The organism is Agromyces cucurbitae, from assembly GCF_058349945.1.
In genome coordinates this window covers 82896-96156 of record NZ_JBYRES010000003.1, presented here as the reverse complement: position 1 = coordinate 96156, position 13261 = coordinate 82896, and the positions used below count along the sequence as shown (strand labels likewise).

Sequence of the window (13261 nt, the reverse complement as noted above, 5' to 3'; positions counted from 1 at the left end):
GGTCCGTCAGGCGCGAGGCTCGTCGGCCGGAGGCTGGTCGACCGCGGGCTCGTCGCTGACCGATGCGGCCTCAGCAGGGGCCGTTGCGTCGTCGGCCTCGGCCGGCGCCTCGGCCGCGGCATCCGCCTCGATCTCGACGATCTCCTCGAAGAGGCCCGCCGGCGGGGTGACGGTGAGCGTGCCGGCCTCGAGGTCGACCTCGGGCACGATCGCCGAGACGAACGGCACCATGACCTCGCGGCCCGCGGCCTTGACGATCAGCAGGTCCTGCGCCGGCAGGTGGTCGACGTGGACGACCTCGCCGATGCGCTCGCCGTCGCGGAGCACCGCGAGGCCGATGAGCTGGTGGTCGTACCAGGCGTCGGGCTCGCCCGCTTCATCGTCGCTGTGCTCGACCCAGAGGATGGCCTTGATGAGCGTCTCGGCCGCCGTGCGGTCGTCGACGCCCTCGAAGAAGCCGACCGGGTGCCCGTTGTACCAGCGGAGCTCGCGCAGCACGAGGTGCTTGCCGTGCCAGGGCGACTCCTTCGGCACCTGCAGGGAGAACTCGGCCCCGGGCACGAAGCGACGCTCGGGGTCGTCGGTGTACAGCTCGAGCTTGATCGCGCCCTTCAGGCCGTGCGCCTTGGTGAGGCGGCCGACCCGGAGCTGCGTCTTCGGTGCGTCGGCCACGTCAGTCGTCGGTGTCGACGACGTCGACCCGCACGCGGCGGCCGTCGGCGAGCGCCGTGACGAGCGTGCGGAGGGCCTTGGCGGTGCGGCCGGCCCGGCCGATGACACGGCCGAGGTCCTCGGGGTTCACGTGAACCTCGAGGACCTCGCCGCGTGCGCTCGACGCGGAGACGACCTTCACGTCGTCAGGGTGATCGACGATCCCCTTGACGAGGTGTTCGAGCGCGGACTGGAGCAAGGCCTTACGCCTCGTCCGTCGCGGTCTCCGCAGCCTCGGCCTCGGCCTCGGCGGGCTCCTCGGCCTTGGGGGCCGGCTTCTCAGCCTTGGGCTTCAGCACCGGCTTCTTCTTCTCGTCGGCGACGAACTCGGCCTTGGCGTCCTTCGTCTGGACGGTCGAGACGGCGTTCGCGTCGCCCTTGAACTTGCCCCAGTCGCCCGTGAGCTTGAGGATGGCGAGCACCTGCTCGGTCGGCTGCGCGCCGACGCCGAGCCAGTACTGCGCACGGTCGGAGTCGACCTCGATGAACGAGGGCTGCTCGGTGGGGTGGTACTTGCCGATCTCCTCGATCACACGACCGTCGCGCTTGGTGCGCGAGTCGGCGACGACGATGCGGTAGTACGGCGCACGGATCTTGCCGAGACGCTTGAGACGGATCTTGACAGCCACGATTCTCCTGAATGTGTAGAAAGGTTGAACCGATCGCCTGGAGCGTGGGGTGCACACCCGGCGGAAGCTCGAATGGTCGGACCACGGCCTGATAGAGGGTCGGGCGGCGGTCCAACCCCCTATTCTGCCAGATCGGGGCGGATGCCGCGAACCGGCGCCGACCGGGCGGCCGGCGCCGATCGCGACGTCAGCGCAGCCCCGCCATCCACGCCTCGACGCCCGCCGCATCGATCGGCAGGCCGCGCGAGAGCACCTCGCTGCCGACGTCGGTCACGACGAGGTCGTCCTCGAGGCGGACGCCCAGGCCGCGGAGCTCGGGCGGGAGCGTCTCGTCGAACGCGTGGAAGTACAGCCCGGGCTCGACCGTCAGCACCATGCCCGGCCGCATCTTCGCACCCTGGTAGGCGGCGTGGCTCGCGGACGAGCAGTCGTGCACGTCGATGCCGAGGTGATGGCCCACCCCGCACACGATGTAGCGGCGGTGCTGCTGCCCGCCGGGCGAGAGCGCCTCGTCGACCGACACCGGCAGCAGGCCCCAGTCGGCGAGCCCGCGGGCGAGCACCTCCATGGAGGCGGTGTGGAAGTCGGCCCAGTCGCGCCCGGGACCGACGGCGGCGAGCCCCGCCCGATGCGACGCCTCGACGAGGTCGTGCACCTCGCGCTGCGCCGTCGAGAAGGTGCCGGAGGCCGGCAGCGTGCGGGTGACATCGGCGGTGTAGCCGCTCGGGCGCTCGACGCCGAGGTCGAGCAGCAGCAGCGCCTCGGGATCGACCGCGCCCTCGGCGCGCACCCAGTGCAGGATGGGCGCGTGCGCGCCCGACCCGACGATGGACGCGTAGCCGACCCCGGCGCCGAACGTGCGGGCGTGCCGGTCGAAGGTGCCCTGGAGCCACCGCTCTCCCCCGCGGCGCACGGCCGCGGGGATCTCGAGCGCGGTCGCCGCGAAGCCGTCGACGGTCGTGTCGACGGCGGCGCGGAGCTCGGCGAGCTCCCAGTCGTCCTTGGTCATCCGGAGTTCGGCGAGCACGCGGCCGAGGTCGCCCGATCGCGGCCGGCCGGCGATCACCGCAGCGGGACCGACCGACGGGACGGTGCCCGCGATCAGCGCACCGGCGGGCAGGTCGAGCGCGTCGATCGACCGGGTGCGCACGCCGAGCGCGTCGCCCCACTCGGCGAGGCCCGGCATGGGACCGACCCAGAGCTCGCCGCGCAGCGGGTCGGCGAAGAATCCCTCGTCGCCGGGGCGGAACGGCGTCGGCAGGTAGAGCGTCGCGTCGTGCCCGCCCGCCGCGGGCTCGAGCACGAGCACGGCGTCCTCGACCGCGGCTCCCGCGAGCCAGAGGAAGTCGCTGTCGGCGCGGAACTCGTGGGCGTTGTCGTTGACGCGCATGGGCGCACGGCCGGCGGCGATCGCGAGCACTTCGCCGGGGAACGCGGCCGAGAGCCGGCCGCGATGGCGGGCGGCCGCCTCCGGCGCACCGCCGGGGACGAGGGGGCTGCGGTCGGCGTCGCCCCAGCCCTGCAGCATGAACTCGCGGAACCCGGGCGATCCGGCGAGGCGCGGCATCCGCGGGTCGGGCTCCGACGGCCGGGGCATCGATCGAGCGGTGACCGGCTCGGCGAGCGGGGTCTCGACCGCGGCGGGTACCGATGCGGGTGCGCCCGGCTCCTCGACGTGGGTGATCGTGGTCGTGCCGTCGTGGGCGGGCATGCTCACTCCTCCTGCGCTGCGTCGCGCGTCACTCGTGGTGATCGGGTGGTGTATTACGCATCACATAGTAGACTCTCGGCATGTCCGATGTCATCGCCGCCATGCGGATGTTCGACGCCGCCGCGCTCCGCGCGCGCATCGACATGCCGAAGGCGATCCGTGCCCTCCAGGCCGCGCTCCGCGACGGCTTCGACCCCGACGACGACCCGCCCCGCTCGATCGTCGACGTGCGTCACGGCCAGCTGCTGCTGATGCCCGCCGACCTCGGCCGGTATGCCGGCCAGAAGCTCGCGACGGTCGCTCCGGCCAACCCGTCGATGGGCCTCGAGCGCATCCAGGCGATCTACGTCGTGCTCGACGCCGAGACGCTCACCCCCGTCGCCCTGCTCGACGGCACCGAGCTCACGAGCCTGCGCACCCCGGCGATGTCGGCCGCGATGCTCGACCTCGTGGCCGAACCCGACGCCACGAGCCTCGTCGTCTTCGGCACGGGCCCGCAGGGGATCCGCCACGTCGAGGCGATGCGCGCGATCCGCCCGATCGAGCGCGTGCGGTTCGTCGGCCGCGACCGGGCGAAGGCGATGCGAGCGGTGGCCGCGTGCGAGGCACCCGGACTCGACGTCGCCGTGGGCGAGGCCGCCGACGTCGCCGACGCCGACCTCGTGGTCTGCGCGACGACGGCTCGCACGCCGCTCTTCGACGCCGACCTCGTGCGCGACCGAACCGCGCTCGTCGCGGTCGGGTCGCACGAGCGCGACGCGCGCGAGCTGCCGGGGGCGCTCCTCGGCCGCGCCCAGGTCGTCGTCGAGACCGATCGGGTCGCGCGCACCGAGGCGGGCGACGTCATCATGGCGTTCGACGAGGGGCACCTCTCCCCCGGCGACGTCGTGCCGATGGCGCGCATCGCGACGGGCGCCGTCGCCGTCGCGAACGACCGGCCCCGCATCGTGAAGACGTGCGGCATGGGCTGGCAGGATCTCGCGGTCGCCCAGGCCGCGATCGACGACGAGGACGGAGCAGCGTGATGCGCTGGAGCACCGAGGACTGGCACACGGCCGGCGAGCCGTTCCGCATCGTCGAGGGCGTCGCGACCGAGGGGGCGACCGTCGCCGAGCGGCGCGTGCACGCCATGACGGGCGAGCCCGATCGGGTGCGCCGGTTCCTCTGCCTCGAGCCGCGCGGTCACGACGACATGTACGGCGGGTTCATCACGCCGCCCGACGACGACGGCGCCGACTTCGGCGTGCTGTTCTGGCACAAGGACGGCTTCTCGACCGCGTGCGGGCACGGCACCATGGCGCTCGGCGCCTGGGCCGTCGCGACCGGCCGGGTCGCCGCCCCCGACGACGGCGAGGCGGTCGTCGTGATCGACGTGCCGAGCGGGCGGGTGGAGGCGCGCGTGCAGCGGTCGGGCGGCGTGACGACCGGCGTCGTCTTCCGCAACGTCGAATCGCGCGTCCTCGAGCGCGGCATCCCGCTCGCGACGAGCCGCGGCGAGGTGCTCGTCGACCTCGTGTTCGGCGGCGCCGTCTACGCGACCCTCCCGGCCGCCTCGCTCGGCCTCGAGGTGGCCCCCGCCCACACGACCGAGCTCATCCGGCTCGGCCGCGAGATCAAGTGGGCGCTGAACGACCACCCGGCCGCGCAGCTCGACGACGACCGGCTCTCGGGCGTCTACGGCACCATCCTCGTCGACGACCTCGGCCGCACCGGAGACGGCCCGTGGCAGCGCAACGTCACGGTCTTCGCCGACGGCGAGGTCGACCGCAGCCCGTGCGGCTCGGGGACCGCGTCGCGAGTCGCGTTCCTCGCGCACACGGGCGAACTTGCCGACGGCGAAATGCTCACGCACGACTCGATCATCGGCACGCGGTTCCTCGCGCGGGTGGCCGCGCGCACCGAGGCCGGGGTCATCCCCGAGGTCACCGGCCAGGCCTACCGGGTCGGCCGCTGCGAGTTCGAGCTCGACCCCGCCGACCCGCTCGCCGACGGCTTCAGCCTGCGCTGATCGCCCCGGGCCGCCGCCTCGGTGATCGAGTGGGCAGAAGTCGTCCAGAATCAGCCCGATCTCGGACGTTTTCCGCCCACTCGGTGCAGACCCGCCTGGCGGCGACCGTCGAGTGGGCAGATGTCGTCCAGAATCAGCCCGATCTCGGACGTTTTCCGCCCACTCGGTGCAGACTCGCCTGGCGGCGACCGTCGAGTGGGCAGAAATCGTCCAGAATCAGCCCGATCTCGGACGTTTTCCGCCCACTCGATACGACACGACGACGGCGGATGCCTCGGGCCGGCCCCGAGGCATCCGCCGTCGTCGTTCGTGCGTCAGTGCGCGCCGGTGAGGCTGCCCCACTCGGCCGAGCGGCCGGCCGCACTGCGGCGCTGCGGCACACCCCACGGGTTGTCGTCGCGGAGCGGTGCGGGCAGCAGCGCCTGCGGTGCGTTCTGGTAGGCGACGCCGCGCAGGAACCGCGTGATCGCCGCGGTGCCGACGCTCGTCGCATCGGTCGTCGTCGCGGGGTACGGGCCGCCGTGCTGCATGGCGCTCGTGACCGAGACGCCCGTCGGCCAGCCGCCGAAGAGCACCCGTCCGCTCGTCTCCGCGAGGGCGTCGACGAGGTCGGCGAGCCCGCCGTCCTCCAGCTCGGCGTCGCTCGCGTGGAGCGTCGAGGTGAGGTTGCCGGGGAACAACTCGCGCTGCACGTCGGGCAGCTCGGCCGCGTCGTCGTAGCGCACGATGATCGAGAGCGGGCCGAACGACTCCTCGAGGAGCTCGTCGCGGTGCTCGCGCAGCGTGCCGAGGTCGACCTCGACGACCGTCGGCGTCGCGAAGCGCTGCTCGGCGTCGTCGACGCGCACCTCGCCCGCGGCGAGCACGGTGACGCCGGGTGCGTCGAGCACGGCCCCGCGCCGCTCCTCGAACGCGCGGCCGATGCCCGGGTTGAGCAACCGGTGTTCGGCGACCGCGGCCGCGGCGTCGCCCACCGCACCGAGCTCGGCCTCGCGCGGCACGAAGAGGAAGCCGGGTTTCGTGCAGAGCTGCCCCGCCGACCCCGAGACCGAGGTCAGGAAGCCATGCAGCAGGTCGGGGTCGCCCGCCACCGCTCCCGCGGTCGCATAGACGGGGTTGACGCTGCCGAGCTCGCCGTAGAACGGGATCGGGCGAGGCCGCGACGCCGCGAGGTCGGCGAGCAGGCGTCCGACGTGCGTCGACCCCGTGAAGGCGCCGGCGCGGATGCGGTCGTCCGTCAACAGCTCGACGCCGGCCTGCTGGCCCGCGACGACCTGGAAGACGCCGTCGGGCATGCCGGCGGCGGCGAGGGCCTCGGCGACGATCTCACCCGTGCGTCGCGACAACTCGGGGTGGCCCGAGTGCGCCTTCACGATGAGCGGGCAGCCCGCCGCGAGCGCCGCAGCCGAGTCGCCGCCCGCGACCGAGAACGCGAACGGGAAGTTCGAGGCCGCGAAGTTGAGCACCGGCCCGACGGGCTCGAGCACGCGCCGCACGTCGGGGCGCGGGCCGATCACGTAGCCGGGGTCGGCGTCGTCGATGCGGGCGTCGAGGTAGGCGCCGTCGACGATCACCTCGGCGAAGAGGCGCAACTGGTTCGAGGTGCGGCGCACCTCGCCCGTGAGGCGGGGCTCGGTCAGGCCCGTCTCGCGCATCGCGATCGCGATGAGCTCGGCGGCGTTCGCGTCGATCGCGTCGGCGACGCCCACGAGCGCGGCCGCTCGGGCGCGGGGCTCGGTCTCGGCGAAGGGGCGGGCGGCGCGCGCCGCGCGGGCCGCGACGGCGTCGAGGTCGGTCTCGGTGGTCATGGATGCCTCCAGCTGGGTCGATTCGAAGGTCTGCGTGGGTGCGTGATTCAGGAGCGGAGGTGTGTGGCACGGCGTGTCGGGCGCCCGACCGGGCCGACACGCCGCTGCGTCCCTGAACAACGCACGGGGCACGTCGTCAGAAGACGAAGCCCTCGGGGAACGGGTCGTCCTCGTCGAGGAAGTACTGGCCGAGGCCGGTCACCCAGGCGCGGCCGGTGATGGTCGGCACGACGGCCGGCACCCCGCCGACCTCCGTCTCGCGGATCAGGCGCCCGGTGAACTCGGTGCCGATGAACGACTCGTTGACGAAGTCGGTGTCGAGCGCGAGCTCGCCGCGGGCGAAGAGCTCGGCCATGCGGGCGCTCGTGCCGGTGCCGCAGGGCGACCGGTCGAACCACCCGGGGTGGATCGCCATTGCGTGCCGCGACCGCACGGCGTCGGAGCCGGGCGCGATGAACTCGACGTGGTGCACGTGGTTCGCGCCCGCGATGACGGGGTGCTGCGGCGGCGCCTGCGTGTTGATGGCGTCCATGATCGCAAGGCCCGCGCGCAGGATGTCGTCTTTGCGGGCCCGGTCGAACGGCAGCCCGACCGCGTCGAGCTCGACGAGCGCGTAGAAGTTGCCGCCGAACGCGACCGAGTACGGCACCTCGCCGTAGCCGGGCACCTCGATCGAGGCATCCAGCCGCTCGGCGAAGCTCGGCACGTTCTCGATCGTGACGTGCTTCGCCCGGCCGCCTTCGACGGCCACGCGCGCGATCACGAGCCCCGCGGGCACGTCGAGCCGGATCTCGGTGACGGGTTCGGTCACCTCGACCATGCCCGTCTCGACGAGCACGGTCGCGACGCCGATGGTGCCGTGCCCGCACATGGGCAGGAACCCGGATGCCTCGATGAAGACGACGCCCCAGTCGGCATCGTCGCGCGCCGGGGGCTGCAGCAGCGCGCCCGACATCGACGCGTGGCCGCGGGGCTCGTTCATGAGCAGGCCCCGCAGCCCGTCGAGGTGCTCCATCGCGTAGAGCCGGCGGTCGTTCATGGTCGCGCCGGGGATCCGGCCGACGCCGCCCGTGACGACCCGGGTCGGCATGCCCTCGGTGTGGGAGTCGACCGCGGAGAGGACCCGGCGCGCCCGCATCAGGCGACCGCCGCCTGCCGCGCCGCGAGCGCCGCGAGCGCCCGCTCGGTGTCGGCGGTGACCTGGGCGTGCTGCTCGGGCGAGAGCGGGCCGCGCGGCGGGCGGGTCGGGCCGCCGTAGGAGTTGCCGCAGATGTCCATCGAGAGCTTGATGGCCTGCACGAACTCGGTGCGCGAGTCCCAGCGGAACACGGCGACGAGCTGCTCGTAGAGCGCCTTCGCCTCGTGCCACTTGCCGTCGGCGCAGAGGTTGTAGAGCTCGACGGCCTCGCGCGGGAACGCGTTCGGGTAGCCGGCGAACCAGCCGACCGCGCCGTTCACCATGAGCTCGAAGAGCACGTCGTCGGCACCGGCGATGATGTCGATGTCGCACAGTTCCTTGATCTCGTAGACGCGGCGCACGTCGCCTGAGAACTCCTTGATCGCGACGACCTCGGGGATCTCGGCGAGCTTCGCGACGAGCGAGGGCACGAGGTCGACCTTCGTGTCGAACGGGTTGTTGTAGGCCATGATCGGCAGCCCGACCTTCGCGACCTCCTGGTAGTGCGCGATGACCTCGCCCTCGTTGGCGCGGTAGATCGTCGGCGGCAGCAGCAGCACGCCGTCGGCGCCGTCCTCCTCGGCGTACTCGGCCCACTGGCGCGCCTGGTGGCTGCCGACGCCGTGCACGCCCGCGATGACGATGCCGCGGCCGTCGACGGCCTCGACGGCGACCTGGATGACCTTGCGGCGCTCCTCGTCGGTGAGCGACGAGTACTCGCCGAGCGAGCCGTTCGGGCCGACGCCGCGGCAGCCGTTCGACATCAGGAAGTCGACGTGCTCGCCGAACTTGTCGTAGTCGACGGCGAGGCCGGCGGGCGCCGAGGCATCGGGCTTGAAGGCCAGGGTGGTGGCGACGACGACGCCGCCGAGGTCCATGTTCTGCGTGGTCATTTCGTGTTCCATTCTGATCGTTGTGGTCGCAGGATGCGACGGGGTGAGGTGAAGTCGGGGCAGTGCGCCGCGCCGCGGCGCCGGGGGTCAGTCGCGCATCGATCGCCGGTTGGTCTCGGGCATCGTCACGACGACGAGGAGGGCGAGCACCGTGACCGCGACCACGTACCAGGCGGGCGCGACGGTCGAACCGGTGAGGCCGATCAGCCAGGTCGCGATGAGCGGCGCGGTGCCCCCGAAGATCGTGAAGGCGAGGTTGTAGCTGATCGACGCGCCCGTGTAGCGCACCCGGGCCGGGAAGAGCTCGACGAAGGCGGCGCCGGCGGGGCCGAAGAAGAGCCCGAGGGCGAGGCCGAGCAGGCTCTGGCTCACGATCGCGGCGGGCAGGGTGCCGACGCCGACGAGGAGGTACGCGGGCACCGCGACGAGTGCGCCGAAGAGGCCCGCGATGAGCAGCATTCGCCGTCGGCCGATGCGGTCGGACACGAGCGCCGCGACCGGCACGGTGAAGAACGTGATGAGGAGCGCGATGCTGTTCGAGATGAGCGCGGCCGACGAGTCGAGGCCGATCGTCACCGTCATGTACGAGTAGAAGTAGCCCGTGAGCGAGTAGTAGCCGAGGCTCGCGACGGCCGCGATGCTGAAGCAGACGACCATGTTGCGCCACTGCTCGCGGAACACCGTGCGGATCGGCGCCGACTCGACCTGGCGGCTTTCGCGCATCTCGACGAAGGCGGGCGACTCGTCGACGCGGGTGCGGATGTAGAGGCCGACGACGGCGAGCGGGGCGCCCAGCAGGAACGGCACGCGCCAGCCCCACGTCTCGTAGGCCTCGGGCGAGAGCACGGTGGTGAGCGCGAGCACGAGCAGCGCCGCGACGACGGGCGGCAGGTTCGACCACGTGTAGACCATGCCGACGTTGACCCCGCGGCGCCTGATCGGCGAGTGCTCGGCGACGAAGGAGTTCGAGCCGATGGTCTCGCCCGCTGCCGACAGCCCCTGCACCATGCGCAGCAGTATCAGCAGTACGGGCGCGGCGACCCCGATGGCCGCGTAGGTGGGCAGCAGGCCGATGAGGGTGGTCGAGATGCCCATGACGAGGATGACGCCGGCGAGCACGCGCTTGCGCCCGAACCGGTCGCCGAGGTTGCCGATCACGAAGGCGCCGATGGGGCGCGCGACGAAGCCGACGGCGTAGACGGCGAACACGGCCATGAGCGCGGCGGCCGGGTCGGACTGCGGGAAGAAGAGCGTCGCGATGACGGGCGCCGCGTACGCGTACACGGCGAAGTCGAACCACTCGACGAAGTGCCCGATGGCCGAGGACGTCATGACCTTGCGGACACGGCGGGCCTCGGCATCGCCGGGCGGGGCGATCTGCTCGTCGAGGTCGGTGGTGGTGCTCATTGCGGCTCCTTTGTCGCGTTACGTGATGTGTAATATATCACACACTACAAGGCGGATGCCGCGGGCCGCTGCGATCGCCGGGCCGGCGGCCGATCGGCTCAGCCTCCGGCGGCCTCCCCCGACGGCGCGCCGGCGCAGTCCGCGAGCTCGCCGATGCGCACCGACGACAGCACGGGCCGCCGGTCGAAGCCGATCGGGCGCCCGAGCACGTCCTCGACGCTGCGACCGCACGTGCGTCCCTGGCAGGCGCCGAGTCCGGCGCGGGTCGCGAGCCGGATGCCGCGGCTCGAGCCCGCCGCATCGGCGGCGCCGCGCAGCGCGGCCACGGTCACCGACTCGCACCGGCACATGATCGTCTCGTCGTCGAGCCACGCGGTCCAGCCCGGTGCGATGTCGTGCGTCGCGAGCCGTGCCGCGAACGCGTGCATGCGACGGCGGGCGGCGAGCGGGCCCCGCATGCGCGGGTCGTCGAGGTCTCCCCCGGCGGCGGCGAAGCCCGCGACCGCGCCCTCGGCCAGGGCCGCGTCGGCCCCGGCGATGCCGGTGACCTCGCCCGCGGCGTACACGCCGTCGACGCTCGTTGACTGTCGGACGTCGACCTCGACGAATCGTGCGGCGCTGATCGCGCAGCCCGCCTGGATCGCGGCCTCGAGCCGAGGCGTGAAGCCGTGGCCGAGCGCGACGGCGTCGCACTCGACGTACCGTTCGGTGCCGGCGATCGGTCGCCACCGGGCGTCGATGCGCTGGATCGTCACGCCCTCGACCGCGGACTCCCCGTGGATGCGGGTGACGGCCCGGCCGAGCCGGTACGGGGTGCGATAGCGGGCGAGCGAGACGGCGTACTCGCCGAGCTCGCCCGCCTTGCCCGCGACGCCGGCCAACTGCCAGGGAGCACGTCCCCAGCCGCGCGCGATGGCGCGCGGCCCGACGGCCTCCACGACCTCGACGACCTCGCCGCCCACGCGTGCGATGCTCGCCGCGACGGGCAGCAGGAACGGTCCGGCCCCCGCGACGACCGTACGGCGCCCGAGCGCGACCCCGTCGCGCTTCGCGAGCGCCTGGGCCGCGCCGGCCGTCGTGACGCCGGGCAGCGTCCACCCGGGCACGGGCAGGGCGCGGTCGTGCGCACCGGTCGCGATCACGAGCGCGTCAGCCTCGATCGTGAGCGCCGTGCGGGCGGCCGCGTCGGCGGGCCCCTGCAGGGCGTGTACGCGGAGGCCCTGCTCGGTGTCGACGCGCCACACGCTCGTCGACGAGTGCACGGTCGCGCGGTCGAGCGCTGCGTGCAACCGCTCGAAACGCGCCCACTGGTGCTGGAGGTGCGGGTCGGTGAGCGTGTCGTGGTGGCGCCAGAACTGGCCGCCGACCCGCTCGCCCTCGTCGATCACCACGACGTCGGCGCCGTGGGCGAGGGCGGCCTGCGCGGCCGCGAGCCCCGCCGGCCCCGCGCCGAGCACGACGACGCGCCGCTTCATCGCGTCTCCCGTTCGACGACGTCGCCGTCGCACGCGGTGCGCTGGCAGGCGCGCACGCTCTCGATGCCGTTCACGGTCACGACGCAGTCCTGGCAGACGCCGATGCCGCAGAACACGCCGCGCTCGGCGCCGTCGGCGGTGCGCCAGCTTCGGCGCCCGGCGGCGAGGAGCACGCCCGCGATGGTCTGGCCGTCGCGGCCGGCGAGCTCGTCGCCTGCGAAGGTGATGCGGATGGTCATGCGACCTCCTTCCGGAGCGCGATTCTCGTGGGCAGGAAGGGTGCCGGGTCGATCGGCGCGGGCGTGCCGAGCACGGCATGGGCGACGAGCTCGCCCGTCGTCGGCGCGAGCCCGATGCCGGCCCCCTCGTGACCGGCGGCGTGGAAGAGCCCGCCGATCTCGCCGTCGGCGCCGATCGCCGGCAGGTGGTCGGGCGCGTACGGGCGGAACCCGTGGTAGCTGCGCAGCAGCATCGTGTCGGCGAGGAACGGGAAGAGGCGAGTGGCCTTCGCCGCGATCTCGGCGAGCGCGGGCAGCGCGTGCTCGGCGCTGAATCCGACCCGCTCGCGGCTCGACCCGATGAGCACGGTGCCGGCCGGCGTCGACTCCACGACGGTCGACGTCTGCAGCGAGGCGTCGCCCGAGCCCACTGCGCCCACGTAGTCGGCGTCGTACACCTTGTGGAAGACCCGCTGCGGCATCGGCACCGTCACGAGGATCATGCCGCGACGCGGCCGGATGTCGAGCCGTGCGCCGAGGAGCGCGGCGACCTCGCCGGCCCACGGCCCCGCGCAGTTGACGACCGCGTCGCCCTCGATCGGCCCCTCCCGCGTCTCGACGCCGACGAGGCGGCCGTCGCGGAGACGGGCGCCGGTGACCTCGGTCACCCGGAGCGTCGCACCGAGGCGCACGGCCGTGGCGATCATCGCCTGCGTGGCGAGGCTCGGTTGCACCTGGGCGTCGTCGGGGTAGTGGATGCCGCGTGCGATCTCGGGCGACAGGTGGGGTTCGAGCGCACGCAGCTCCGCGGCATCCACCTCGTTCGCCGTGATGCCGATGCCGCGCTGCGAGGCGGCGAAGTCGCCGAGCGCGTTCGCGCCGCCCGCGAACGCGACGACGACGCCGCCCTTCGCCTCGAACTCGGTCGCCGGCTGGCCGGCGCCGCGATCGGCGTCGAGCCGTTCGGCGAGCGCGCGCCAGGCGCGGTTCGCGATGATCGCGAGCTCGGCCTCGGGGCCGGGGCCCTTGTCGGAGACGAGGATGTTGCCCTCGCACCGGCTCGAGGTCTCCCCCGCGACGCCTGCGCGATCGACGACGACCACCTCCGCTCCCGCTTCGGCGAGTGCGAGTGCGGTGGCCGCGCCGATCGCGCCGGCTCCGATCACGATGACGCGCACGGCGTCACCCCTTCCTGTGTCGTTCTGCGGTCGCTTGCCTCGAGCC

Annotated in this window: 13 protein-coding genes; 2 read left to right on the top strand and 11 right to left on the bottom strand. The window is 73.2% G+C overall.

Going from position 1 to position 13261, the window contains the following annotated elements; all coding sequences use genetic code 11:
• Positions 1-6: 6 nt before the first annotated feature.
• The 4 genes from rimM to AC3RJ6_RS11640 all read right to left on the bottom strand — a co-directional run bounded on the left by rimM (position 7) and on the right by AC3RJ6_RS11640 (position 3051).
• Positions 7-672: a ribosome maturation factor RimM gene (gene rimM / locus AC3RJ6_RS11655; RefSeq protein ID WP_491427239.1), complete on the bottom strand. Its 666-nt coding sequence runs from the start codon at positions 670-672 to the stop codon at positions 7-9.
• Position 673: 1 nt separating this feature from the next.
• The gene (locus AC3RJ6_RS11650; protein ID WP_056651189.1) at positions 674-910 is read right to left on the bottom strand and encodes an RNA-binding protein; all 237 of its coding nucleotides are present in this window, start codon (positions 908-910) and stop codon (positions 674-676) included.
• Between the two features lie 4 nt (positions 911-914).
• A complete protein-coding gene (gene rpsP, locus AC3RJ6_RS11645; RefSeq protein ID WP_491427238.1) occupies positions 915-1340 on the bottom strand; it encodes a 30S ribosomal protein S16 in 426 nt (141 codons plus the stop codon).
• Positions 1341-1527: 187 nt separating this feature from the next.
• Entirely contained in the window at positions 1528-3051 is a 1524-nt protein-coding gene (locus AC3RJ6_RS11640) for an aminopeptidase P family protein (protein WP_491427237.1), read from the bottom strand.
• An 80-nt stretch (positions 3052-3131) separates the two neighbouring features.
• Between AC3RJ6_RS11640 and AC3RJ6_RS11635 the strand changes: the two genes are divergently transcribed.
• Together AC3RJ6_RS11635 and AC3RJ6_RS11630 are read left to right on the top strand one after the other, a co-directional pair.
• Positions 3132-4076, top strand: a complete 945-nt coding sequence (locus AC3RJ6_RS11635; RefSeq protein ID WP_491427236.1) for an ornithine cyclodeaminase family protein — start codon at positions 3132-3134, stop codon at positions 4074-4076.
• Entirely contained in the window at positions 4076-5059 is a 984-nt protein-coding gene (locus AC3RJ6_RS11630) for a proline racemase family protein (protein WP_491427235.1), read from the top strand. Before AC3RJ6_RS11635 ends, AC3RJ6_RS11630 begins: the two co-directional genes overlap by 1 nt.
• 314 nt (positions 5060-5373) lie before the next feature.
• Here AC3RJ6_RS11630 and AC3RJ6_RS11625 read toward each other — a convergent pair whose 3' ends face one another.
• From AC3RJ6_RS11625 to AC3RJ6_RS11595, 7 genes are all read right to left on the bottom strand, one after another.
• Entirely contained in the window at positions 5374-6879 is a 1506-nt protein-coding gene (locus AC3RJ6_RS11625; protein ID WP_491427796.1) for an aldehyde dehydrogenase (NADP(+)), read from the bottom strand.
• A gap of 124 nt (positions 6880-7003) precedes the next feature.
• Complete coding sequence (locus tag AC3RJ6_RS11620; RefSeq protein WP_491427234.1) at positions 7004-8005, bottom strand: proline racemase family protein; 1002 nt, start codon at positions 8003-8005, stop codon at positions 7004-7006.
• The gene (locus AC3RJ6_RS11615) at positions 8005-8937 is read right to left on the bottom strand and encodes a dihydrodipicolinate synthase family protein (protein ID WP_491427233.1); all 933 of its coding nucleotides are present in this window, start codon (positions 8935-8937) and stop codon (positions 8005-8007) included. The genes AC3RJ6_RS11620 and AC3RJ6_RS11615 overlap by 1 nt, the downstream gene beginning before the upstream one ends.
• A gap of 87 nt (positions 8938-9024) precedes the next feature.
• Entirely contained in the window at positions 9025-10344 is a 1320-nt protein-coding gene (locus tag AC3RJ6_RS11610) for an MFS transporter (protein ID WP_491427232.1), read from the bottom strand.
• Between the two features lie 98 nt (positions 10345-10442).
• Positions 10443-11819: an FAD-dependent oxidoreductase gene (locus AC3RJ6_RS11605; RefSeq protein WP_491427231.1), complete on the bottom strand. Its 1377-nt coding sequence runs from the start codon at positions 11817-11819 to the stop codon at positions 10443-10445.
• Entirely contained in the window at positions 11816-12058 is a 243-nt protein-coding gene (locus tag AC3RJ6_RS11600; protein WP_491427230.1) for a (2Fe-2S)-binding protein, read from the bottom strand. The genes AC3RJ6_RS11605 and AC3RJ6_RS11600 overlap by 4 nt, the downstream gene beginning before the upstream one ends.
• Positions 12055-13215 carry an NAD(P)/FAD-dependent oxidoreductase gene (locus tag AC3RJ6_RS11595; protein ID WP_491427229.1) on the bottom strand — a complete coding sequence of 387 codons (1161 nt, stop codon included), beginning with the start codon at positions 13213-13215 and terminating at the stop codon, positions 12055-12057. The genes AC3RJ6_RS11600 and AC3RJ6_RS11595 overlap by 4 nt, the downstream gene beginning before the upstream one ends.
• Positions 13216-13261 lie beyond the last annotated feature (46 nt).